Raw genomic sequence first — 22,373 nt, forward strand, 5'->3', positions numbered from 1 at the left:
GGGGATGGACGGCCGCGCGAGTCTACTCACCGGACGCTCCGGATTTCCTGAGTTCCTTGTTGTTGCTCCGGGGCCTGGGCCAGCAGCGCGGCGTCCCGGAGCAGGGCTTCCAATCCGCCCTCTCCCTCGGTGACCCGGTAGTAGCCGCGCAGCTGTCCCTGTGCGTCGATGAGCACGAAGTGCTCTCCGTGGAAGACGCTGAAGAAGTCGTCCTCACCCGCGTCGGCGTCGCGGCCCATCATCACCCGGAAGCCCTCCAGGACCGTCGTCTCCACCTGGTCCAGCGGGCCCGTCAACAGCGTCCAGTTGGACGTGTCGATGCGGTGGTCGCGCGCATAGGCGGTCAGCCGTTCCGGCGTGTCATGGCGCGGGTCCACGCTGAATGAAGCGAAGCGCACATCCAATCCCTGCTCCCGGGCCTGTCGCTGCACCCGCAGCATCTTCTCCGTGAGCAGCGGGCACACGGTGGGGCAGCGGGTGAAGAAGAAGTCCGCGACGTAGAGATGGCCGCGCATGTCGGCGTCGGAGAAGGGACGTCCCGTCTGGGCGGTCAATTCGAAGCGCGGGAGCGGCCCGTACAGGGGCAGGTTCTCCGCGGCGACGCGCGCGCGTTCGCGTTGAACGTGGGGCCACGCGACGGACAGCAACGCGATGACCCCTGCACCGGCGAGCAAGAATAGGGATGTGGGCTTCATAGCGGGGGGCAGGAGCGCAGACAGCGCGCGTCCGTGATGACGCGTTCGGAGGTGGATGGGGTCTGGCTCGAGTCGTAGACGCCCCGGACCTGGAGGCGTTGATCCACCAGCAACAGGAGGCGTCCGCTGTCCCGCAGCGGCTGCCAATCCGGGTGGAGCACCGTGGAGTCGCGCGACGTCGCGATGACGACCCGGAGCGGGACGCCGTCAGCCTCCAGTCGCTCCTGGACCTGTCGCAGGAGGGGAGCAAGCGTGAATTGGATCAGGGTGAGCTGTCCCTGAAGCTGCCCGGGCTCCAGCGGCTGGCCCCGCTCATCGCGAAGGGTGAGCGAGGGCAGCGGGCCATACACAGGTGGCGGCACCTCCAGCTCCCACGAGGCGTTCGAAGGGGGCGCCTCCGACCAGGCGAAGTCCAGCACCACCATGAGCGCCGCGCATGCCAGCGCGGACAAGGTCAGCCCTATGGCTCCGAGCACCACGAACACCCACGAACGGGGCTGCGCGGAAGAGGAGGGAAGGGCGGACATGATGGCGCACCCTCTCGCATCCGGACCGCATGCGCGATGCGACACCTTGTCGCAGAACCCAGGCGGGCTTCTTCCGCTACACGGCAAGGATGATGAAGGCACTGCTGATGGGAATGCTGTTGCTGGGCGCGACGCCCTCCGCCACTCCAGATGCGGGACAGGTGAGCGCGGCCGCCACTGTAGGAACAGTGGCCAGCGCATCCGGTCGACTCCGCGTCGAGGTCCTCTCTTCGATGACACCGCTCCGAAGAGGCGTTCAGACATTCCAGGTGAGAATCACCGACGCCGCATCGGGAAAGCCGGTGCCTGGGGTCGTGCTGTCCGTCCAACCCTGGATGCCGGCCATGAACCACGGCATCTCCGAGGTCCCCCGCGTCACCGCGCGAGACCCTGGGACCTTCGAGGTCTCCGATACGGACCTCTTCATGCCCGGTGTCTGGGAGCTGCGCTTCACGCTGAAGGGGACGGTGGAAGACACAGCGACCGTGACCCTCAAGCTGGGGCGGTGAGAGGCCGCCCCCGGCTGTCATGTACCCTTGTGGCGCTTTCAGACCCTGGGACGCAGGAGGTGCCCGTGCCGTTCTCCCCCCGAGTGAAGGGCGCCGTGTTGGGGCTGTCCGCCGCGGCGCTCTTCGGTGTGAGCGCGCCGGTGTCGAAGTTGCTGTTGCCCTCCAGCACGCCCCTGCTGCTGGCCTCGCTGCTCTACCTGGGTGGAGGGCTGGGGCTGTCCGTGTTGGAGCTCCTCCGCCGCATGCGGGGGCCCGGCGTGAAGGCGGCGGAGGCGAGCATCGGCCGCCGGGACGTCCCCCTGCTGGCCGGCGTCATTCTCTGCGGTGGCATCCTGGGGCCGGTGTTGATGCTGCTGGGCCTGCAACGCATGTCAGGCGTGGCGGCGTCGCTGCTGCTGAACCTGGAAGGGCCGTTCACCATCCTGCTGGCGCTGTGGGTCTTCGGCGAGCACCTGGGGCGCTCAGGCGCCCTGGCCGCGGGCTTCATCATGGCGGGCGCGGCGGTCCTGGGCTTCCAGGAGGGGGAACTGCGAGGCGACCTGATGGGCATGCTCGCGCTGGCCGGTGCATGCCTGGCATGGGCAGTGGACAACAACCTCACGCAGCGGTTGTCGCTCAAGGATCCGCTCGCGCTCGTGCGCATCAAGGCCCTGGGTTCGGGGACCTGCACGCTGGTGCTCGCGTGGATGCTGGGGCATCCCCTTCCTGGTGCGGCGGTGCTGGGCGGTGCCCTGGTGTTGGGCTTCGCCAGCTATGGGTTGTCCATCGTCCTGGATGCCTATGCGCTGCGGTTGCTGGGGGCGGCGCGAGAAGCCGCCTACTTCGCCACGGCGCCCTTCGTGGGAGCGCTGGTGTCGGTGCCGCTGCTCGGGGAGCGCTTGAGGGCGCTGGACCTGGTGGCGGGGGGCTTGATGGCCACGGGAGTCATGTTGTTGCTGCGGGAGCGGCATGGCCACGAGCACACGCACGCGACGCTGGAGCATGAGCACCTGCACGTCCACGACGCCCATCATCAGCACCCGCATCCGCCAGGGATGCCCGCCGCCGAGCCCCACAGCCATCCCCACCATCACGCGCCGCTCACGCACGACCATCCGCACGTGTCCGACCTGCATCACCGCCACAGGCACTGAGCGCCGGCGTGCTCACACCCGGGCCTGGCGCACTGGCCGCACCTCCTCGTCATGAAGCGCGGCCGGTCAGGCTGAACGTCAGACGCGTATCCTTTGCTGCCCTCGCTAGGGCATTCCTGGGAGGCGCGTATGCGAATGACGTTGCTGGTGCTGGCCGTGATGCTGGTGGCCACGGGATGTGCCTCCGCGCCGCATCCGCGGACCTTTAGCTACTCGCCGAGTGGGACCCCCGCCCTCGCTGGGCCAGAGCAACGGCTGCCGCGCCGCCAGGGCGCAGGTGACGATGCGACCACGCGTGAGGCAGTCCTTGAGGGCATTGCCGACGTGAAGGCCTCCCTGGGCGGCGTTGAAGCCGCGCTCTCCAAGTTGACGGACCGCCCTTCGCCCCTCGTGGGATGGAGCCTCAAAGGCGTCTTCACCCGCTACCTCGACCATGGCTCCAGTCAGGTGAAGTGGATGAAGGGTGCGCTTGAAAGCGCCACCGCGCTGACCCGCGTGGCTTCGGAGGTGGAGGACTCGGACATGGAGCAGGGCCTCCTGCGCATGACGGGGCCGAAGCTCCAGGCGGCCCTGTTCGGGACCCTCCTGATGGCCACCTGGGTGGACTTCCTTCATCTCGCGGATGCGGTGCTTCGGAACTGTCCGACGTGCAGCGTCGAGGAACTCTTCGTCGACCTGCACCGCGTGCAGGAGTTGATGGAGCCCGCGCTGGCGGACCTCGCCTCCCAGGACTCGGAGCGGGTGGATGCGGTTGCGATGCCCGAGTTGATGGGGAGGCTGACCCGTGAGTTCGATGCGATTCATCGGGACGCCCGCGCGAGCATGAAGCTCGGTGGGCAGGTCATCGCGGCAGTGCGGGCGGTGGAGATGCTCGCCATGATTTCCACGCTGAAGGTGTCGCTGCCACGGCTGCCGCCCTCAGCGCCCACGACAGTGGGCGTGGGCTTCGTGATGAGCTCAGGCGGAGTCATGACGGGCTCTCGGCTGGTGGTCTCCGCCGAGTGGGTGGAGATGATGCGAAGGCTGGTACGGGCGGGCGTCATCTCCGTTCCCGCCGTCAGCTCCGCCGTCCTCATCCACGGCGGACAGGTGCTGATGGCGCAGGCGCCTCGGGACCTGCCCAAGGGCGTGCGCGAAGCACTGGGAGACAGCCCCGAGGTTCGTGCCATGCATCAAACCGGCAGGGCTGGGGCGGGCATGTCCAATGCCCCGAAGCACCACGTACTACCGCAAGAGCACCGTGAATGGTTCGAACGGCGCGGCTTCAAGGGCGACATGGACATCGACCAGTTCTGCGTGCGGATGGAGCGGGCCAACCACGAGGCCATTCACGGCGGTGGCGACTGGCGATTGGGACGCACTTGGCCCGGTGAGTGGAACCGGATGATCATGGGGGAGCTGAGGAGGGTCGAAGCCCGGATCGGTCGGGCGTTGACGCGCAATGAGGTCCTGGACATCGTCGCGGCGCGGATGCAGGTCTATGAGATCCCGGTGAGATTCACCAAGGGGAGCAGCCGATGACCGATGGACGTTCATGGCAGGGAAACTGGAAGGCCCGCCTGTATGAACGCGTCCGGGAGCGCGGTTACGAGTCGCTGACAGCCTTCGCGGAGGCGCGTCCCAGCGCATCGCTGGTGGCACTGGCCAATGAACTCGGACCGGATGACGTCGCCGGAGTGCAGGTGTTTAGTGGGCTGGTCGCTGAAGCAGAGCGCACCCACCGGGTCACGCGCCTGGTGCGCGGACAGCTTGTGCGTGAACTGAGCGAGCATCTCCCGGATGGCTGGCCGGCCGAGATGGATGACGCGAACCGCTTCAAGGTCGCCCGCGCGCTCGCCGGTTGGTACTCCTTCACTCCGGAAACCCATCAGGAGCGCGTTGACCAGGCCGGCGATGTGCTCTTCGCCAATCCACCGCCGCTCGGGTGGCGTCCTCTCGGGCCGGACGATGAACTGCTCCGCACGCTCCTGCCCGACGACGAAGCCTGACCCGTCACAGGCCTCAGGACCTGAGCGCCGCGGGAGCCGTTTCGCGCGGCATCAAGCCGCTGAACTCGTAGATGAACGCACCGTTCTCCGTGACGTCCACGGTGCAGGCGCCCGCGCGGGACAAGCCTTCGAGCACCTCCTTGGCTTCGGTGAACGAGAGCTGACTGCTCGCCGCCACCTCGGCGATGGTGACGCGGCCCCCGTGCTCCTTCGCGCAGGTGAGCACGGCGCGCTCGACGTCGCGGGAGTCCAGCGAGGGCCGCATCACGACTGGCGCATCCCTCAATTCGGGCGGCAGCTTCGCGCGCCGCGCGGAGCGGACGAGCGCCAGGCCTCCGAGGACGAAGACGGCGCCGAGGATGAACCCCGCGATCGTGTGTTCCGCCTTGCCTTCGATCAGTTTGTCGATCTCCAGGCCAATGCCAAAGACGCCGAACGCGGCGAGCGCCCAACCGATGATGCTCTTCATTCAACCCCCTTCGCGACGGGACCACCCATCCGTCCCCCAGCGCGGGTTCATAGCAGAAGACGTCGTGTCTCAAGCGGACGCAGGGGTCCACCCGGAGTGCGTTGGCGCGCCGGCCCACCCGTGGAGTTGAATGGCACCGAGAGGCCCCCCATGCCGACCGACCCGTCCCATCCCTCCTCGCGCCTGCCCGTCGTCTTCATCCCGCACGGCGGTGGCCCCTGGCCCTTCGTGGAGATGGGCCTTCCGAAAGCGGAGCTCCAGGCGCTCGCGACCTACCTGCGTCAGGTGGGCCAGCAGCTCGCGACGCCACCCAAGGCGTTGCTCGTCATCTCCGCCCACTGGGAGGAGCCCGTGGCCACGGTGATGACGTCCGCCGCGCCACCCATCCTGTATGACTATTACGGCTTCCCGCCGGAGTCGTACCGCATTCCCTGGCCGGCGCCGGGCAACCCACGGCTCGCCGCGCGCGTGCGCGAATTGCTCTCCACCGCGGGCTTCTCCACGTCGGAGGACCCGGCGCGCGGCTACGACCACGGCACTTTCATCCCGCTGAAGCTGACGTACCCGGAGGCGGACATCCCCTGCGTTCAACTCTCGCTGAAGCAGGGGCTGGATCCGGCGGAGCACCTGGCCATGGGCCGGGCGCTCGCGCCGCTCCGCGACGAGGGCGTGTTCATCATCGGCAGCGGGATGACGTTCCACAACCTGCGCGCCTTCGGAGACCCTCGCGCGCACGAGGTCTCCGCGAAGTTCGACGCGTGGGTCCAGGACGCCGCCACCTCTCCCGCGGACGTGCGTGACGCGAAGCTCACGCAGTGGATGCAGGCCCCCTACGCACGGCTCGCCCATCCTCGCGAGGAGCACCTGCTCCCCTTGATGGTCGTCGCCGGTGCCGCCGGTGAGGACCGGGGCACCACCGCCTGGTCCGGATCCATGATGGGGACGCGCATCTCCGGCTTCCAGTTCGGCTGACGGCAGCGGACGTCAGCCCTTGGTGGCCGGGGCCTGCTTCTTCTCGGCCAGGACCTTCAGGACCTCCTGCGCGGTGGCGGCGGAGGACGCCGGGTTCTGTCCCGTGACGAGCCGCCCGTCGCGCACCGTGAAGCTCTTCCACAACGGGCCTGACTCGTAGCGCGCGCCCAGCTCACGCATCCGGGTCTCCAGCGGGAAGGGGACGATGGCGTCGAACTTCGCCGCCTGCTCCTCCGCGTTGCTGAAGGCCGCCACGCGCTTGCCCGCCACCAGCGGCTTGCCATCCGGTCCCTTCACGCCCACCAATGCCGCCGGGCCGTGGCAGACCGCCGCCACCACCGCGCCCCGCGCGTAGCCCGCGGACAGCAGTTGGTGCGCTGGCACGTGCTGCGACAGGTCCCACATCACGCCGTGCCCGCCCACCACGAAGTACGCGTCGTAGGTGTCCTTCACCTGGGCGAGCACCTTCGTGTTCGCCAGCTTCTTCGTCGCCTCTGCGTCCGCGAGGAAGGCGCGCGTGTCCTCCGTCTGCTCCTTCTCGCTGCGAGGATCCACGGGCGCCTTGCCGCCCAGCGGCGACGCGATGTCCACCTGGGCCCCGGCCTTGGTGAACTGCTCGTACGGCGCGGCGAGCTCCTCCAACCAGAAGCCCGTCTTCTCTCCGGTGTTCCCGAACTGCGAGTGGCTGGTGACGATGAGCAGCACCTTCACTGCGGTGAGCGCTTCCATGGGACGTCCTCCTTCGAGCCCCATTCCGTGGGGCGATGGGCGATGAAATACGTCCCGGCTGTCCCCAATAAAACCGAGAGCCACTTCACATAAACTGAAGCCATGCTTGGCAATCACGAAGCGCTCTGGACGCTGTGGGAGGTCAGCCGGGCGGGCACGCACGCGGCCGCCGCCACGCGCCTGGGCATCACCGCCTCCGCCGTGGGTCAGCAGCTCAAGGCCCTGGAGCGGCACGTGGGCGTGGCGCTGTTCGAACGGGTGGGTCGCCGGGCCCGGCTCACTCCGGCGGGCGCCGCCCTTGTCTCGCGGCTGGGCGAACACCTGCCCGCGGTGGACGCGGCGTTGGAGGCGGCCTCCGAAGCCCAGCGCGCGGTGCGTGGCGAGGTGTCCCTGGGCGGTCCCTGGCCCTTCTTCCGGTACTGGCTCCGGCCCCGTATGCCGGGCCTGCTGGCGCGACACCCGGAGCTGCGGCTGGACGTGCGCTTCGACGTGCCCAGCCGCGTGTCACGGCTGTTGCTGGATGGCGCGTTGGACCTGGGCATCATCGGACTGTTGCCGGACGCTCCGGGACTGGAGGTCCGACCGGTGGCCCAGGAGGAGTTCGTCGCCGTGGGCGCGCCGTCGTATCTGAAGCGCTGGGGAACGCCGCGCGGGGCACGCGACTTCGGTGCGCACCGGTTCATCGCCTTCGATGCGGACCTGGCCATGCTGGCGCCGTGGTGGCGCGCCACCTTCGGACTGAAAGAGCCCCTGCCGGCGCAGGTGGTGTGCCGCGTCGCGAACCTGGACGAGATGCTGGCCCTGGTGGAGGCGGGCGTGGGGCTGTCGGTGTTGCCCGACTACCTGGTGGCGCCCGCTGTGCGCGAGAAGCGGGTCGTGACGCTCACGCCAGAGCTGGGCCGACGCTCCGCGCGGAAGCCTCGGGGAACGCTCTATGTCGCGTGGCGCAGGGCCGCGGCACCCACGGCCCGCTTCCTCGCGGTGCGCGACTGGCTCCTAGCCGCATAGGCGCTGCTTCCGGAAGGCCCTGGGCCAGGGCGCGAGGCGGCGCATGCCCGCCCGCCCTTCGGCCAGGGAGGAGAGCGTCCCAGGCAGCCAGGCCCAGCCCCACACGGTCGTGGTTCCCGGCGGGGCAGGGTGTCCCCATCTTTACCGGGGGAGAGCGGGCTCGCGCGCCATGGACGGGACTCCGTCGGGAAGCGGGCTCCTTCGCACGACACGGGAGGACGTGGCCAATGCGGAGAATGCGCGGGACGGCGGGCCTGCTGATGCTGGGCCTGGTGGGACTCGGGGGGCTGTCGGCGTGCCACGGCGGCGAGCCGGGGCAAGACGGCCCTTCCGCGAAGCACCGCGAGGGACGTTCGGAGGTGCTGCGCGGGCTGATGGCGTCCAAGGAGGCCGTGGATCCCAAGGCTCTGAAGACTGCGGGCTCGGAGGTGAAGGGCGAGCCGGCCCCCGCTTCGGCTCCAGAAGGGACGGGCGGCTCCGGTCAGCAGCCGCGGCCCATGGGCTGGGCCGCGGGCCGCGTGTCCTGGGTGGGCGACGACGAGCTGCTCTTCGTGGACGGCCAAGGCCAGGAGCAGGAGGTCTTCGTGGACGAGGCCACGCGGCTCAAGCGCGTCGACGAGAACGTGCAGCTGCACGACATGTCCGAGGGCGATGAGATCCGCGTCACCTACGAGGACCATGGCCAGGAGTGGATCGCCCGGGACGTGGAGGCGGTGCCCGCGGAGCCGGAGCCCGGGCCCGACCCCCAGGCCCCGCCGCTGCGCTGACTAGAATGAGCCTCCGTCCGCGCGTCGGCCCGGCGAGGACTGCAGCCCGGGCGTCAGCGTGGTGTGCAGCACGAAGCCCGCGTCCGGCGACAGGTCCGGGGAGCGGTTGATGGACACCGCGTCCACGGTGCTGAAGTACTCGACGCGGTCCACGACGCCGCCATCCGGGCGCTTGAGCTGTACGCTGTCCGACGTGTTGTTGAGGCTCAGCGACCCGCTGGAGGCCGCGACGGTGTCGGGCGTACCGGCCGGGAAGCCCGCGGGCCCACCGAAGACGACCAGGGGCCGGCCCGGTTGCAGCACCGTGCCCGCGGCGAAGACGTGCTGCGGGTTCAGGGCGTCCCACAGGGTCCAGCCGGACAGGTCCAGTGGGGCGGTCCCCGTGTTGTAGAGCTCCACGAACTCGTGCGCGGTGCCGCCGGGGAGCGCGGGCTCGTTGGCGAGCAGCTCGTTGATGATCACGCGCGGCGCCGTGCGCGTGAAATAGATGCGGCCGGGGGTCATGTCGAAGCGCGACGCGTTGGCCGTGTCCACCACGCGCATGCGCACCAGGTCGCTCTCCTCGTCCGGAACGGTCCACGTGAAGGTGCCCGCGCTCGCGCTCACGGAAGGGGCCACGACGAACCACTGGTCGCCGCTGTCGTAGGTGGCCTCGATGCGCACGGTGCTCACCCCCGCCGAGCGCCACGTGACCGTCAGCGGGGTGCCCACGACGAACGTGCCGTCCAGGGGCGCGGTGACGCGCACGCGCGGACCGGGAACGCCGCTCAGGTCGTAGCGGGTGATGACGGGGTAGTGGTCGCTGACGGTGCGGGCGTAGTCCGGAATGGTCGCGTCGGGCCGGAGCACCTGGACGCCACCGGGCACCGCGTCCACGGCGACCTCGTCGGTGACGAGCGTGTGGTCGATGACGTCGTTGTACTCCGTGGTGGTGCGGATGGTGGCGTCGGTCAGCACCTTCGTGAGGAAGGTGTAGTGCGTGGGGTCGTCCAGGAAGTTCGCGTAGGGCGTGGGCAGCGCGACGCCGTTCTGCGTGGAGATGGAGTGGTCCAGGTCATCGTTCCAGTCGCCGATGACGAGCACGCGCGCCTCGGGCAGCCACTGGTCCAGGTAGCTCTTGAGGGCGGTCGAGGAGCGCTGGCGCTGGCCGTAGGACGTCATGTCCTCGAAGGCCTTCATGTGCGTGACGATGACGACCAGCGGCGCGTCCTCGCCGTGGATGCGGGTGGTGAAGTCCACGCGCAGCGGCGGGCGTCCGCCGAAGTCGGCGGCCTGCGCGGTGAGGATGATCTGGGCGCTGCGGTAGGTGAGCGAGCTGTCGTAGACGATGCCGGGCTTCTGCTCGCCCGCGGAGTACGTCGACGTGCCGCTGAGGACGTAGGTGGTGTTGTTGGCGAGGAAGCCCCTGTAGTTGCCGGGCAGCCCCGACAGGAGCGTGTTGAAGTCCACGGTGTCCACCATCTCCACCAGGCCCCAGACGTGGGCCTCCGCGCCGCGGATGACACTCGTCGCCCCCGCGACCTGGAGGTCGTCGGTCATGCCGCCGTCGGAGGTGGAGTTGGCCGGGCCCTGGTTGGGTGCGCCGAACCACTCCAGGTTCCAGTGGCCCACGGTGAACAGCGTGAGGGGCGGCTGCACCATCACGATCAGCCGTGCGGACGCGGTCTGGCCCTCCGCGTCGCGGACCGTGGCGGTGAAGAGCGTCGAGCCCGCGGCGGTGGGCGTGCCTGACACGGCGCCGTCCGTGGAGAGGGTGAGCCCCGCGGCCAGCGTGCCGGTGAAGCTCCAGGTGAGCGGTGCCCGCCCGCCAGAGGCGGTGAGGTTGAAGGCATAGGGCTGCCCCACGCGTCCATCCCCGAGCCCCAGGGACGTCACCGTGAGCGCCGGAATGCCTGCATCCGGCTCTCCCGCATCGCCGCCATCGGAAGACGAGCCGCCATCGTTCAGCACACCGCCGTCACCCGACGAGCCGCCATCGTTCAGCACACCGGCGTCATCTGACGAGCCGCCATCGCCGGAGGCGCCGGCATCGTCGGGTTCACCCGCGTCGCCAGGCCCACCTCCATCGACAGACTCGCCGCCGTCGACCTGCTCGCCGCCATCGGCCTGGTTACCCCCACCATCGGACGCGCCGCCGTCGGCTTTCACTCCGCTGTCGGAAGGCTCGACCGGCGTCGAAGGTGTGGAGCCGGGACACGCGGCGAGCAGCAGGGCGAGCAGGGGCGCGACGATGCGAGGGAGGGACATGGAAGCCATCCGGTCCAGACACCGGAAAGGGACCACGGCCCATCGCGATGACGGGCGGTGCATCCCCATGCTCCCAAGAGTCGCACATCCCCCCGTCATCCAAGAAGAAGGGCCGCGCTCCCCGGTGGGGGAACGCGGCCCTGGGTTACTGCAATGTGTCAGACGCGGCGACTACGGCGTCGGAGCGCCCGGGGTCAGGGTGGTCACGAACGCGAAGTCCGCGTTGTTGTTGTTCGTGTCGTTGCCGTTCGGGCTCCGCTGCAGGGAGCCCGCGGCGGTGTTCGAGTCAGAGGCGACGGTGCGCGCGCCCTCCTCGAAGTTCAGCGACTTGTTACCCACGGTATCGGAGACCTTGATGGTAAACGTGGGGTTCTGGGGGTTGCTGGCCGCCGTCTCGTAGAAGACGCTGTCGAGAAGCGTGCCCGTCACGGTGTCGAGCAGGCCCACACCGTCACCGGTGCCGTTCTGGATGATGTCGGTGCTCGCGCCGGAGGTCGTCTTGAGGATCAGCCGCAGCGTGCCCGCCGGCAGGTTCGCCGTGGCGAAGAACGACTCAGGCGCCGCGACGATGTAGCCACCCGCGGGCAGCGACGTGACCGCGTTGCCAGCCGCGTCCTTGGTGTTCTTCAGCTCGAAGCGCAGGTACTCGATGCGCGGATTGGCGGTGGAATCACCGTTCACGAACAGCAGTTCGACGTTGGTCAGGTCCGCCGCCGCGGTGCCGCGGTTGAAGATCTCCAGGAACTCCGCGTTGTCGGTGCCCACGTTGTCGTAGTCGATCTCATTGATGACCAGCGACGGGCCCGTCGGAGGAGGCGTCAGGCCGGTGAAGGTCGCGGTCTTGGCGGCCGCGTCCAGGGCCTTGCCGGCCAGGTCCTTCACCTCGCCGTTCACGGTCACCGTGTACTGCGTGCCACCCGTCAGGTCCGCCGTGGTCAGAGAGACCTGGTTGCCCGTCGTCGTCGCCGCGGAGACGGCCACGGTCGGCGTGATGCCGAAGTCCGCCGCCTCCACGGTGGCCGCGTCGAGCTTCCGGTCGAACGTCAGCCGCACTTCCGTGCCGCTCAGCGGGCGCGCCTCGGTGAGCTTCGGCGCGGGGCAGGAGGTGATGGTGAGCTGCTCCGGCGCGAACACGGACACCTGCGGCTGGGCGGTGAAGCGCCAGACCACGCCGGTGGGCACGGTCACGTCGCAGCCCGTGGCCAGGTCCAGGTCCGTGGACAGGGTGGTGGGCACGCGCAGGCGCAGGGGGCTGGGGGACGGCTCACCCGTGGTGATAAGCGGGAAGGCGGTGAAGGCCGCGCCGCTGCCAGCGCCCGCCTCCAGCTTGCCGGACACGGTGACCAGACGGCTCTCGTAGACGCCGGTCGTGCCAGCGTCCTCGAAGGAGCTGACGGCGTTCGCGTCCACCTTCAGGCCCGCGGGCGTCGCGGTGTCCAGGTTCCACACGCCGTGGTTCTTGCTCACCACGGTCAGGTCCGTGACGGTCTTCGCCACGTTGAGACCGCTGATGATCTCCTTCTCCGTGACGTTCAGCGTCACGCGGTCACCCACGGCGACCGCCGTGGTGGACGCGGTGTCGCGCACGAACATCGCCGGGCCGTTGGCCTCGGCCTGCAGGAAGAAGCCGGAGGCCTCCGTGGCCGCGCTGCCCGTCACCGCGGGCTTGACGAAGGTCACGAACGCGCCGCTCACGAGCTGCGGCGTGGTCAGCGCGCCCGCCGGGGCCGCGATGAACGCGGCGATCTGCGCGCTCGTATCCGCCGGAGGCGTGGTGACGCTGGAGGGCGTGCAGGTGTTCGTCGCGATGTCGCAGGAATCGGTCAGGGCGCAGGCCGGGGTGCACGCCTGGGGGCCACCCGTGCCGCCGTCCGTCGTGGTGCCGGCGTCCGTCTCAGTGCCGGCGTCGGTGCCCGCGTCCGCCGTGGTGCCGGCGTCCGTCTCAGTGCCGGCGTCCTCTTCCGGAGGAAGGTTCAGCGTGCGCAGCTCGCACTTGTTCTCCACGCAGGTGTACGCCTGGCCCGCGGGAGGCGCGCCCTTGTCACGACAGTCGAACTGATCGACACACTCGTCGCCGCAACCCGTGCCGACCGTGACGAACACGGTGGTCACGAGCGCCGGCAGCCAGCTCCGCTTCAAGCTCTGCTTCAGCATGGAAATGCCTCCAGGGGTGTCCAGATTGCAGGTGCGGTCCCCCTTACACCCGAAAACAGAGGGGCGTCCATTTGCCCAACCACCTGCCACGTCCCTGTCACTCGAAAGGACGCCCAGGGGCCTGGGATTCAAAGAAAGTCAGGGACTCTTCCGTGCAGGGGCGGACGTTGGGCCCGCGTACAGGTCGATGACCTCGCTGATGCCGCGCTGGCACACCGCGCAAAAGGGCACCCGGTCCCGGGTGAACATCATGCAGTCCATCTGCGGCCGGAAGTAGCCCTTCGCCTCGTAGTGCGCGCCCTCGAAGGCGCCCACCTTCCCGGAGAGCTTCTGCGTGCCCAGGAACTTCTCCTCCCAGTCCCGCTGCGCCACGAAGAGCGCGTCCATCTCCGACTCGGGTTTGCGCTCCGCGCGAATCTTCTGCCGGCGTTGCTGCACCTGGAGTGCGTGCGCGTCATAGGCGGGCTGATTCCAGGGCGTGGGCAGCGGGGTCCCCGGCGCCACCAGGTCCTTCCACTTGAGCTGGGCGGGGTCGTGGAGCGCGGTGACGTTCTTCTCCCAGGGCTCCACTCGCTCCGAGGGCGCGGAGCCGTAGACGGGGGCGGAGGTGTAGTACTCGTCCGCCAGCCCCGCGAAGTGGTGGCCGAACTCGTGGACGAAGACGTAGGGGGCCCAGAGGCTGTCGGCGGCCACGGTGCTGAAGAGGCCGTAGATGCCTCCGCCGCCGTAGGTGTTGCCGTTGGAGAGGATCTCCACGAACTCGTAGGGCGCGAAGGCGGCGGTGTCACGCAGCGCGGCGTTGTCGAAGGTGAGGATGTAACGCTCGGCGCCAAAGGCGTCGTAGGTGGAGCCCAGGGGCGGGCGGCGGTGGACGCCGGTGGAGGGCCGGGAGATGCCGGACTCGGCCGCCTTGGGCATCAGCCCCCAGACGTTGAAGTCCGCCTTGCGCTCCTTGAAGGGGGAATAGCTGAAGAGGATCTCCACCAGCTTGCGCGCGTCCTTCTCGAACTTGGCGCGCTCCGCCTCCGTGTAGCCGTCCCCCATGATGAGGAAGTCCACCTTGTCCTGCGGCGGCCCGTTCTCCAGCAGCTTCAGCAGCGGGCCCGGCGCGGGCGGCGAGGACGGATCCACGAAGGGGTCCTTCGGATCCACTACCAGCGACCAGATTTCGCGGAAGGCGTTCTGCGCGTCGCGCTTCTTCAGGATGACCTGGACGGGGCTGTCCGGCGCGGGGAAGCGCAGCGACTCACTGAAGGTGCGGTGGGCCTGCTTCGCCTCGTCCGTCAGCTCCCACTCGCCGAAGATGGAGGCGAAGCCGCGCGAGAACAGGAGCCGGTTTGTCCGCCGGTCCCGCACCTCGAAGAGGTACTTGCCCAGGTTCGTCTCGTCGATGGCCCGCGCCGGGTGGCCCGGCCAGGGCAGGGGCTCCACCACCAGCCGCTCCAGGCTGAATCGCTCCTCGGTGGCGTTGCCGGTGTGGAAGTAGTCGACGCGGAACGTCCGGGGCGCGGCGAGGGCGGTGCTCGCCGTGAGCAGCAACAGCAGGAGGGAAGCGCGCATGGGGCGCGACTCTACGCGCCCGGCGCTTCCCATCCAGGAACCTCCGGCCAGGACCGTCCGCTCAGAACGTTCCGGACACGCTCGCCGCAGCGCCCGTCTCGTCCGCGGTCACTCCCAGCGTCACGGGCGCGGGCTTCGCGGGGGAGGACACGAGGAAGAGCACCGCCCCGGTGACGACCGCCGCGCCGCCGCCCACGAGCAACCCCGTCATGACGTGGCTCTTGCCCACCAGCGAGTCGCGCAGCGCGACGGCCCGCGCATCCGTGCTCACCAGCTGGCCGCCGTTGGCCGCGCGGCGCTCCTCCAGGCCGTTCAGGTCCTTCTGTGCCAACAGCCGCACCACGCCCGCGCCACCCAAAGCCGCCACGCCCGCGCCCACCGTCACATACGACGCCGTGCGCAGGCCCGTGCTGGGGGCGGCTTCGCTGGAGACGTCCTCCGACAGCAGGTTGGGCGCGGTGAGGTCCGCACCCGTGCCGGAGGCGCTGGCCGTGCCCCGCGCGCTGCTCGCGTCCCAGGGCGCCTTGCCGTTGGCGTTGTTCATCACCACGAGGTTGGAGGGCGAGCGCCCGGTGGTGACGAAGTCCACCAGCGCGGAGAGCGCCTCACCGGGCGCGTCCAGGCCCTGCGTCTTGAATCCGCCCTCGCGCAGCTTCTGCCCGCCGTCGACGTTGAGCACCGTGGCGGCGAACCACTTGGGCCCGCTGCTCGGGCGCTCCAGACGCACGACGATGACCTCCTCCACGCCCAGCGTGCCGCCCAGGCGCACCGCGTGGCTCCAGGTGCGCTCCTCGTTGCCGTCCGCGGCGGCGAGGCACGGGAAGGGCGCGGCCGTCACGGACCCCTCGTAGGCCAGGTCCACCAGGAGCGGCGTGTCCGCGCCCTGCGCCTGCACCTGCCGGGGGAAGCTCACCGCGTCCCCCTTCACCATCGTCAGCTCGTACGCGCCGGCGGGCAGCTCCACCGTGAGCGGCGTCTGCCCCACGCTCAGGCCCTCCAGGTACACGTCCGCCGCGGGCAGCGTGGACTTCAGGGACAGCTTCACCTTCTGCGTCTTGGCCAGGTCGCGGCGCAGCTTCTCGAAGGCCTGCCGGATGGAGGGGGCGTACTGGTCCGGATCCAACTGGTACTTCGGCTGGAGGCGCAGCACCTGGAGGAAGGCCGCGTCGCTGTCCTTCGTCTTCCCCATCGCCCGGTGGTTGAGTCCGTGCAGCAGCTGCGCGTGGGCGAAGAGCTTCCAGCGCGGCGCGCCCGGCGGCAGGCGGCGGATGTCGCTCAGGGCGTCGTCCAGGAGCTGGATCGCGCGGGCGTTGCGGCCCTCGTAGAACTGGTCCTGCGCGGCATCCAGCTGGCGCTGGAGGTCCTCGAAGGAGCGCGAGGAGTCGGGGAAGAGGCGCTCGGCGAACTCGGGCGCGCTCAACACGTGTTGTTCGGGGCGGGCGCGGAGGGAGTCGTAGAACGCCTTGGACTGGCCGCTCAGCTCCGCGTCCCGGCAGTCGCCGCTGGAGACCACCAGCCGGTGGGGCGCGGCTCCCGAGGCGGTGGCGCACAGCAGGCACAACATCAGCGCGAAGGCGGACGGCTTCGGACGGAAGGGCATGGTCACGTGGGTGTGGAAGGGATGGCCGGACCGGCGATGCAGGCCGCGTTCCGTCCTCTACCGGACTGTCCACCCTCCAGGCCAGCGACCCCTGGCGCCTGCCTCCCGGTCCCGCACGTGGACCCCCGTCCGGATTCCGGGCCCCCTGCCTCGCTGGCTGCCCCCCGGGTGAGTCACCGGTGTCCCGGGGGCGACGCCAAGCGTCATCCCCACCTTTCCGTCCACGAACCCTTTCGAATGCTCGGGCCGCCGGGCCCGCCACAAGGACCCCACTTCATGGATCGCATCTGGAAGAAGAAGGTCATCGTCATCACGGGCGCCTCCAGCGGCATTGGCCGGGCCACCGCGCTGCTCCTGGCGAAGAAGGGCGCCCACGTCGTGCTCGCCGCGCGCCGGGAGGACCCCCTGGAGGAGCTGGCGGCCGAGTGCGAGTCCCACGGCGTCCAGGCGCTGGTGGTCCCCACGGACGTGGCGGACGCGGAGGCCGTGAAGCACCTGGCGGAGGCCGCGGTGGAGGCCTTCGGCCACTTCGACGGCTGGGTGAACAACGCGGGCGTCTACATGCTGGGCAGCCTGGAGGAGACGCCGGACGAGGCGTTCCGCCAGCTCATGGAGACCAACTTCTTCGGCACGGTGAGCGGCGCGCGCGCGGCGCTGGCCCGGTTCCGCCGCCAGGGCTACGGGACGCTCGTCAACGTGTCCTCCACCTTTGGCACCGTGCCCGCGCCGTACCTGAGCGCCTACGTGGCCTCCAAGTTCGCGGTGCGCGGCTTCTCCGCGTCGCTGCGCCAGGAGCTGATGGGCACGGGCATCGACGTGTGCACGGTGATGCCCGCTGCCATCGACACGCCCCTGTGGCGCCACACCGCCAACTACACCGGCTGGCGCATCCGCCCCGTGGAGCCCGTCTACACGCCGGAGCGCGTGGCCCGCACCATCCTCCGCGTGCTGCGCCACCCCCAGGACGAGGTGATTGTCGGCCCCGCGGGGAAGAGCTTCGCGGCGATGCATGGCCTGTTCCCTCGCACGTACGAGCGCACCATGCGGGCCGGCACGGATGCGCTGCACTTCCAGGACGAGCGGCAGGGCCCCACCCCCGGCAACATCTTCCAGCCCATGGAGGAGGGGGACACGGCCTCGGGCGGTTACCACGGCACCGGAAAACAATGGCTGCATCGTCTGTTGGTGGCCGGAGGGCTGGCCGCCGCGGCGGTGACGCTGCGCCGGCGTGCGGCCGAGCGGCACCTGGAAGCACGGCTGGCCCACGCCCTGGGGGTGTGATGCCCATGTTTCCGGGGGAGTCCCCATGCCGGGGCTCTTTTCGTGACGGGGCCATGACATGAACTGGGGAAGAGTCACGCCCGCCATGAACATCGCCGTCCTCGTCAATCTGCGCGCGCGTAAAGGGTCCGAAGGGATGGGCGGGCTCGTCAGAGACCTGCTCCCCCGGGCCCGGGTGGCCCTGACCCGTTCCCTGGAGGAAGCCCGGGAGTGGGTGGACCAGCTCCGGCACGACCCGCCCAGCCTGCTGCTCGCGGGCGGAGGCGACGGCACCATCACGGGCCTGCTCAACGAGCTGCGCTCCCAGGGCGTGGCCCTGCCGGCCATTGGCGTGCTGCCGCTGGGCACGGGCAACGCCTGGGCCCGCGTCACGGGGGCGCCGCGTCCCCATGTGGCCCTGAAGCAGATCGCCGCGTACGGCGAGCGCCTGCCTCCCCTGCGTCCCTTCTCGCTGGTGCGGGTGGAGGGCCGGGTGGCGCCCTTCGCTGGCACGGGCTGGGACGCGGAGATGATTCAGGACTTCAAGAACCAGCTCGCCGCCGCCGGTCCGCTGAAGAAGTCGCAGGCCGGCCTGCGCGGCTATCTGGGCGCCATGTTCACGCGCACGGTGCCGCGCCACCTGTTCGGCGAGGGCAACCCGAACGTCTCCGTCTACAACCTGGGCGCGTCCGCGCTGACCATCGACGCGACGGGCGCGGTGCGGCCGCTGCCCAACGCCGGCGAGGGGCAGCTCTTGTACCAGGGCCCCGCGGGCGTGGCGGGCGCGGCGACGACGCCGGAGTGGGGCTTCGGCTTCAAGGCGTTCCCGTTCGCGCAGGCGGTGCCGCACCGGCTGTCCGTGCGCGTGTACGGCGCGGGCGTGATGGAGGCCACGCGCAACATGTTCCGCCTATGGCGCGGCGAGCACCCCATGCCGCGCATGCACGACTTCTTCGTGGAGCGTCTGCGGATGGACTTCGACCGCGAGGTGCCCTTCCAGATGGGCGGCGACGTGCTGGGCATGCGCCGCTCGCTGGAGTTCGACCTGGCGGAGGAGAACGTCAACCTGGTCGACTGGCGCCGCCTGGGCCGGCTCGTCGCGGTCTAGCCCGCTGTCCCTTCCGATGAGCGCATGATGGCGCTTGCCGGCACCGTGTCCTCTGGACACGATGCCGGCCGGAGGGTTTCCCCGTGAGCCACACCTATGAGTACCCGCGCCCTGCGGTGACGGTGGACTGCGTCGTCTTCGGGTTGGACGAAGAAGACCTCAAGGTGCTGCTCATCCAGCGCGGTGTGGAGCCGTACCAGGGCCGGTGGGCGCTGCCCGGCGGCTTCGTGCGGATGGACGAGTCCCTGGAGGACGCCGCGCGCCGTGAGCTGGAGGAAGAAGCAGGCCTGCGCACCAGCCACCTGGAGCAGCTCTACACGTTCGGTTCTCCGGACCGCGACCCTCGGGGCCGCGTCATCACCGTGGCGTACTTCGCGCTGGTGAAGCTGTCCCAGCACCACCTCCAGGCGTCCACCGACGCGCGTGAGGCGGCGTGGTTCTCCGTCTGGGATACGCCGAAGCTCGCGTTCGACCACGCGGAGGTGCTGTCCACCGCGCTGCAACGGCTCAAGGGCAAGGTGCGCTACCAGCCCATCGGGTTCGAACTGCTGCCGCCCAAGTTCACGCTGTCGCAGCTCCAGCGGCTGTACGAAACGGTGCTGGAGCGCGAGCTCGACAAGCGCAACTTCCGCAAGAAGATCCTCGCCATGGACCTGCTGGAGGAGCTGGACGAGGTGGAGCAGGACGTCTCCCACCGCGCCGCGCGCCTCTACCGGTTCGACCACAAGAAGTACAAACAGCTCGAGAAGGCCGGCTTCAACTTCGAGCTCTGAACACACCCACCTCCCGTCACACCCATCGGCGCCCGCTGACAGGTTGTCCCACGTCGCCTTGACTTCGTGTCATATGCACACTATGTTGGTGTCGTAGATACACGAAGTCGGACGGCGTGGGGCCGTCCACTCGCCAGCAGGTTCCGGGTCGTGCGTGCCCTTCGAGGGCCACGGGAGAGCCATGTCCACGCTGCCCTTCGATGTCGCGGTGGGTTCGGTGCAGGGGCGGGAGCACGCGCGCTCGGGACGCAACAACCAGGACGCCGCCTGTGTCCGGGAGAGTGAGCACGGGCTGGTGGTGGTGGTGGCGGACGGGTGTGGCAGCCAGCCGTGCAGTGAGTTGGGGGCGCAGCTGGGCGTGCGGCGGCTGGCGCAGGCGGCGCAGGCGAGGCTGGCGCGCGGTGAGACCGTGGACGGCGCGGACTTCCTGACGGGGCTGCGCGCGGACCTGCTGGAGCTGATGGAGGGCCTGGCGTCCACGCTGGGGCGGGACGTGCTGGGGGACCTGCTCTTCACGCTGGTGGGGGCGGTGATGACGCCGGCTCACACGCTCGTCTTCTCGTCGGGGGACGGGGTGTGGATGCTCAACGGCGAGGTGCACGCGCTGGGGCCGTTCCCGGGCAACGCGCCGCCGTATCTCGCGTATGCGCTGTTGCGCGGCGAGGACGTGCGGCTGGAGCGCCGAGCGCTGGTGCCCACGGAGGACGTGCACGCGCTGCTGGTGGGCACGGACGGGGTGGGGGACCTGCTGGACCTTTCGCAGGCGCGGCTGCCGGAGCGCGATGAAGCGGTGGGTCCGCTGTCGCGCTTCTGGACGGAGGACCGCTACTTCACGAACCCGGACGCGGTGCGACGGCGGCTGGCGCAGCTCAACCGCGAGTCAGTGCGCGCGGACTTCGCGGAGCGGCGGCTGCTGCGCACGCCGGGGTTGCTGACGGACGACACCACGCTGGTGGTGCTGCGCCGCCGGATGGGGAGGGCGTGAGGCCATGGACGTCTGGCTGGAGGGAAAGAAGGTCCGGTTGGATCCGCAGCAGGCGCTGGGCAAGGGCGGCGAGGCGGATGTGTATGACCTGGGCGATGGCCGCGCGCTCAAGGTCTTCAAGCAGCCCGAGCACCCGGACTACCTGGGCCTGTTGCCCGAGCAGGCCGCGGCGAAGGCCCGGCTCGTGGAGCACCAGCGCAAGCTGCGCGCATTTCCCTCGGGCCTTCCTGCGCGAGTGGTGACGCCGCAGGCCCTGGCCACGGACAAGAAGGGCGCGGAGGTGCTGGGCTATGCGATGCGCAAACTGGACGGCGTGGAGCCGCTGCGCCGGTGGAGCGAGCCCTCGTTCCGGCGCGCGGGAGGCAAGGCCGCGGACGCGGTGACGGTGCTGGCGGGGCTGCACCGGGTGCTGGCGGCGGTGCACTCGGCCAGTGTGGTGGTGGGGGATTTCAATGACTTGAACGTGCTGACGGTGGGCACGGACGCGTACTTCATCGACGCGGACAGCTTCCAGTTCGGTCCCTATCTGTGTCCGGTGTTCACGGAGAAGTTCCTGGACCCGCTGCGGTTGGACTCGAGCGCGCAGACGCTGACGCCCGCGCGGCCGGCGACGGTGGAGAGTGATTGGTATGCCTTCGCCGTCACCGTGATGCAGTCGCTGCTGTGCGTGGGGCCGCAGGGCGGCATCCACAAACCGAAGACGCAGGCGGCTCGGTTGAACGCGGTGGGACGGCTGCTCCAGCGCGTCACCGTGTTCCATCCGGACGTGCAGTACCCCAAGCCCGCGCTGCCTCGGGCGTCGCTGCCGGATGACCTGCTGCACCTGTTCCACCAGGTGTTCGTGGAGGACCGGCGTGGCGCATTCCCGCTGCCGGTGCTGGAGGGACTTCGCTTCACGGTGTGCGCGTCGTGTGGCCTGGAGCACGCGCGGGCCGCGTGTCCCACGTGTCAGCCGCACGCGACGGTGGCGGCCACGCCGGTGTCGGCGGTGCGCGGACAGGTGACGGCGAAGCGGACGTTCACGACTCGCGGCGTGATGGTGCACGCGAGCGCGGAGGACGGAGTGGTGCGCTTCGTCTACCACGCGGACGGCGCGTACCGGCGCGAGGACGGGCGCACGGTGATGCGTGGCGCGCTGGACCCGACGCTGCGCTGGGCGGTGCAGGGGGACGTGACGCTGCTGGGGCAGAGGGGACGCGTGGCGGTGTTCACGCCGGGCCGGGAGCAGGAGTTCCTGGGCGTGGATGTCTGTGAGAACCGGCCGGTGTTCGCGGCCAATGCCAGACACCGGTTCTGGGCGGCGGGCGGCGGGCTGTGGCGGGACGGCGTGTATGGGGCCGAGCGTTGGGGGGACGTCTTGCAGGGGCAGACGCGGCTGTTCGTGGGACCCCGGTTCGGCCTGGGGTTCCACCGCGCGGCGGGGCTGCGGGGAGCGTTCTTGTTCAACGTGGAGCGCAAGGGCCTGCGGGACGGGCTCGCGCTGCCGTGGCCGTCAGGGCAGTTGCTGGACGCCGAGGCCGTGTTCGACGCGGACTCGGTGTGGCTGCTGCTCGCGGAGGAGTCCAACGGCCGCACGGTGCATCACGCGGTGTTGCTGGGCTCGGATGGCACGGTGCGCGCGAGCGCCCGGGCTGACGCGGGGGATGGCTCGTGGCTGGGGACGCTGCGTGGAAAGTGCGCCGTGGGGGGCGCGCTCTTCTGCGCCACGGACGCCGGGCTGACGCGCGTGGAGCTCCAGCAGGGCCAGTTGGTGGCGGTGCGCGAATTCCCGGACGCGGAGCCATTCGTGGACGCGGGGCGCGAGCTCCTGCTGTCGCGAGAGGGATTGACGGTGGTGGGGGCCCAGGACCTCACCTTGCTGCGGATGAAGTGAAACACACACAGGGGGA

Annotated in this window: 20 protein-coding genes; 12 read left to right on the plus strand and 8 right to left on the minus strand. The window is 69.9% G+C overall.

Going from position 1 to position 22,373, the window contains the following annotated elements:
• Nucleotides 1-26: 26 nt before the first annotated feature.
• Nucleotides 27-674 carry an SCO family protein gene (locus D7Y04_RS00435; protein WP_233601199.1) on the minus strand — a complete coding sequence of 216 codons (648 nt, stop codon included), beginning with the start codon at nt 672-674 and terminating at the stop codon, nt 27-29.
• Between the two features lie 17 nt (nt 675-691).
• A complete protein-coding gene (locus tag D7Y04_RS00440) occupies nt 692-1,222 on the minus strand; it encodes a hypothetical protein (protein WP_120596879.1) in 531 nt (176 codons plus the stop codon).
• A gap of 113 nt (nt 1,223-1,335) precedes the next feature.
• Here D7Y04_RS00440 and D7Y04_RS00445 point away from each other — a divergent pair, with 113 nt between their 5' ends.
• From D7Y04_RS00445 to D7Y04_RS00460, 4 genes are all read left to right on the plus strand, one after another.
• Nucleotides 1,336-1,731, plus strand: coding sequence for a FixH family protein (locus D7Y04_RS00445; RefSeq protein ID WP_255428406.1), 396 nt, complete (start codon nt 1,336-1,338; stop codon nt 1,729-1,731).
• Nucleotides 1,732-1,796: 65 nt separating this feature from the next.
• The gene (locus D7Y04_RS00450; RefSeq protein WP_121757982.1) at nt 1,797-2,864 is read left to right on the plus strand and encodes a DMT family transporter; all 1,068 of its coding nucleotides are present in this window, start codon (nt 1,797-1,799) and stop codon (nt 2,862-2,864) included.
• Between the two features lie 129 nt (nt 2,865-2,993).
• Nucleotides 2,994-4,385: a DUF2380 domain-containing protein gene (locus tag D7Y04_RS00455; RefSeq protein ID WP_121757983.1), complete on the plus strand. Its 1,392-nt coding sequence runs from the start codon at nt 2,994-2,996 to the stop codon at nt 4,383-4,385.
• Nucleotides 4,382-4,852: an NUDIX hydrolase gene (locus D7Y04_RS00460; RefSeq protein WP_121757984.1), complete on the plus strand. Its 471-nt coding sequence runs from the start codon at nt 4,382-4,384 to the stop codon at nt 4,850-4,852. The genes D7Y04_RS00455 and D7Y04_RS00460 overlap by 4 nt, the downstream gene beginning before the upstream one ends.
• Nucleotides 4,853-4,865: 13 nt before the next feature.
• Here D7Y04_RS00460 and D7Y04_RS00465 read toward each other — a convergent pair whose 3' ends face one another.
• Nucleotides 4,866-5,321 carry a hypothetical protein gene (locus D7Y04_RS00465; protein ID WP_120596877.1) on the minus strand — a complete coding sequence of 152 codons (456 nt, stop codon included), beginning with the start codon at nt 5,319-5,321 and terminating at the stop codon, nt 4,866-4,868.
• Between the two features lie 150 nt (nt 5,322-5,471).
• On the opposite strand from D7Y04_RS00465, the gene D7Y04_RS00470 reads away from it, so the two are divergent.
• Nucleotides 5,472-6,293 carry a class III extradiol ring-cleavage dioxygenase gene (locus tag D7Y04_RS00470; RefSeq protein WP_121757985.1) on the plus strand — a complete coding sequence of 274 codons (822 nt, stop codon included), beginning with the start codon at nt 5,472-5,474 and terminating at the stop codon, nt 6,291-6,293.
• 12 nt (nt 6,294-6,305) lie between these two features.
• Here the strand turns inward: D7Y04_RS00470 and D7Y04_RS00475 are convergent, their stop codons facing one another.
• Nucleotides 6,306-7,022, minus strand: coding sequence for a type 1 glutamine amidotransferase domain-containing protein (locus D7Y04_RS00475; RefSeq protein WP_120596875.1), 717 nt, complete (start codon nt 7,020-7,022; stop codon nt 6,306-6,308).
• A gap of 102 nt (nt 7,023-7,124) precedes the next feature.
• On the opposite strand from D7Y04_RS00475, the gene D7Y04_RS00480 reads away from it, so the two are divergent.
• Nucleotides 7,125-8,030, plus strand: a complete 906-nt coding sequence (locus D7Y04_RS00480; RefSeq protein WP_121757986.1) for a LysR family transcriptional regulator — start codon at nt 7,125-7,127, stop codon at nt 8,028-8,030.
• 227 nt (nt 8,031-8,257) lie between these two features.
• Nucleotides 8,258-8,797: a hypothetical protein gene (locus D7Y04_RS00485; RefSeq protein WP_147477014.1), complete on the plus strand. Its 540-nt coding sequence runs from the start codon at nt 8,258-8,260 to the stop codon at nt 8,795-8,797.
• Here D7Y04_RS00485 and D7Y04_RS00490 read toward each other — a convergent pair whose 3' ends face one another.
• The 4 genes from D7Y04_RS00490 to D7Y04_RS00505 all read right to left on the minus strand — a co-directional run bounded on the left by D7Y04_RS00490 (nt 8,798) and on the right by D7Y04_RS00505 (nt 16,358).
• On the minus strand, nt 8,798-11,044 hold the full coding sequence (locus D7Y04_RS00490; protein ID WP_233601201.1) for a lamin tail domain-containing protein: 2,247 nt from the start codon (nt 11,042-11,044) through the stop codon (nt 8,798-8,800).
• Nucleotides 11,045-11,215: 171 nt separating this feature from the next.
• A complete protein-coding gene (locus tag D7Y04_RS00495; protein WP_121757988.1) occupies nt 11,216-13,198 on the minus strand; it encodes a lamin tail domain-containing protein in 1,983 nt (660 codons plus the stop codon).
• Nucleotides 13,199-13,336: 138 nt separating this feature from the next.
• The gene (locus D7Y04_RS00500; protein ID WP_121757989.1) at nt 13,337-14,758 is read right to left on the minus strand and encodes an IgA Peptidase M64; all 1,422 of its coding nucleotides are present in this window, start codon (nt 14,756-14,758) and stop codon (nt 13,337-13,339) included.
• A 61-nt stretch (nt 14,759-14,819) separates the two neighbouring features.
• Nucleotides 14,820-16,358, minus strand: a complete 1,539-nt coding sequence (locus D7Y04_RS00505; protein WP_121757990.1) for a PEGA domain-containing protein — start codon at nt 16,356-16,358, stop codon at nt 14,820-14,822.
• A gap of 276 nt (nt 16,359-16,634) precedes the next feature.
• On the opposite strand from D7Y04_RS00505, the gene D7Y04_RS00510 reads away from it, so the two are divergent.
• The 5 genes from D7Y04_RS00510 to D7Y04_RS00530 all read left to right on the plus strand — a co-directional run bounded on the left by D7Y04_RS00510 (nt 16,635) and on the right by D7Y04_RS00530 (nt 22,357).
• Nucleotides 16,635-17,639: an SDR family oxidoreductase gene (locus D7Y04_RS00510; RefSeq protein WP_121757991.1), complete on the plus strand. Its 1,005-nt coding sequence runs from the start codon at nt 16,635-16,637 to the stop codon at nt 17,637-17,639.
• Nucleotides 17,640-17,724: 85 nt separating this feature from the next.
• Nucleotides 17,725-18,726: a diacylglycerol kinase family protein gene (locus D7Y04_RS00515; RefSeq protein ID WP_120596868.1), complete on the plus strand. Its 1,002-nt coding sequence runs from the start codon at nt 17,725-17,727 to the stop codon at nt 18,724-18,726.
• An 83-nt stretch (nt 18,727-18,809) separates the two neighbouring features.
• Nucleotides 18,810-19,499 (plus strand): NUDIX domain-containing protein, encoded by a 690-nt coding sequence (locus D7Y04_RS00520; RefSeq protein ID WP_120596867.1) that lies wholly within the window; start codon nt 18,810-18,812, stop codon nt 19,497-19,499.
• Between the two features lie 181 nt (nt 19,500-19,680).
• Nucleotides 19,681-20,484, plus strand: a complete 804-nt coding sequence (locus D7Y04_RS00525) for a protein phosphatase 2C domain-containing protein (RefSeq protein WP_120596866.1) — start codon at nt 19,681-19,683, stop codon at nt 20,482-20,484.
• Between the two features lie 4 nt (nt 20,485-20,488).
• Nucleotides 20,489-22,357, plus strand: a complete 1,869-nt coding sequence (locus tag D7Y04_RS00530; protein WP_121757992.1) for a hypothetical protein — start codon at nt 20,489-20,491, stop codon at nt 22,355-22,357.
• Nucleotides 22,358-22,373: the final 16 nt, after the last annotated feature.

This window comes from Corallococcus sp. AB038B, from assembly GCF_003668955.1.
Taxonomy (GTDB): Bacteria; Myxococcota; Myxococcia; order Myxococcales; family Myxococcaceae; genus Corallococcus; species Corallococcus exiguus.

Bases quoted from the DNA above. Each gene is read 5' to 3' on its own strand.
- D7Y04_RS00440 (WP_120596879.1), bottom strand. From the start codon at position 1,222: ATGTCCGCCCTTCCCTCCTCTTCCGCGCAGCCCCGTTCGTGGGTGTTC.
- D7Y04_RS00445 (WP_255428406.1), top strand. From the start codon at position 1,336: ATGCTGTTGCTGGGCGCGACGCCCTCCGCCACTCCAGATGCGGGACAG.
- D7Y04_RS00455 (WP_121757983.1), top strand. From the start codon at position 2,994: ATGCGAATGACGTTGCTGGTGCTGGCCGTGATGCTGGTGGCCACGGGA.
- D7Y04_RS00460 (WP_121757984.1), top strand. From the start codon at position 4,382: ATGACCGATGGACGTTCATGGCAGGGAAACTGGAAGGCCCGCCTGTAT.
- D7Y04_RS00465 (WP_120596877.1), bottom strand. From the start codon at position 5,321: ATGAAGAGCATCATCGGTTGGGCGCTCGCCGCGTTCGGCGTCTTTGGC.
- D7Y04_RS00470 (WP_121757985.1), top strand. From the start codon at position 5,472: ATGCCGACCGACCCGTCCCATCCCTCCTCGCGCCTGCCCGTCGTCTTC.
- D7Y04_RS00475 (WP_120596875.1), bottom strand. From the start codon at position 7,022: ATGGAAGCGCTCACCGCAGTGAAGGTGCTGCTCATCGTCACCAGCCAC.
- D7Y04_RS00480 (WP_121757986.1), top strand. From the start codon at position 7,125: ATGCTTGGCAATCACGAAGCGCTCTGGACGCTGTGGGAGGTCAGCCGG.
- D7Y04_RS00485 (WP_147477014.1), top strand. From the start codon at position 8,258: ATGCGGAGAATGCGCGGGACGGCGGGCCTGCTGATGCTGGGCCTGGTG.
- D7Y04_RS00490 (WP_233601201.1), bottom strand. From the start codon at position 11,044: ATGTCCCTCCCTCGCATCGTCGCGCCCCTGCTCGCCCTGCTGCTCGCC.
- D7Y04_RS00495 (WP_121757988.1), bottom strand. From the start codon at position 13,198: ATGCTGAAGCAGAGCTTGAAGCGGAGCTGGCTGCCGGCGCTCGTGACC.
- D7Y04_RS00500 (WP_121757989.1), bottom strand. From the start codon at position 14,758: ATGCGCGCTTCCCTCCTGCTGTTGCTGCTCACGGCGAGCACCGCCCTC.
- D7Y04_RS00505 (WP_121757990.1), bottom strand. From the start codon at position 16,358: ATGCCCTTCCGTCCGAAGCCGTCCGCCTTCGCGCTGATGTTGTGCCTG.
- D7Y04_RS00510 (WP_121757991.1), top strand. From the start codon at position 16,635: ATGGATCGCATCTGGAAGAAGAAGGTCATCGTCATCACGGGCGCCTCC.
- D7Y04_RS00515 (WP_120596868.1), top strand. From the start codon at position 17,725: ATGAACATCGCCGTCCTCGTCAATCTGCGCGCGCGTAAAGGGTCCGAA.
- D7Y04_RS00525 (WP_120596866.1), top strand. From the start codon at position 19,681: ATGTCCACGCTGCCCTTCGATGTCGCGGTGGGTTCGGTGCAGGGGCGG.
- D7Y04_RS00530 (WP_121757992.1), top strand. From the start codon at position 20,489: ATGGACGTCTGGCTGGAGGGAAAGAAGGTCCGGTTGGATCCGCAGCAG.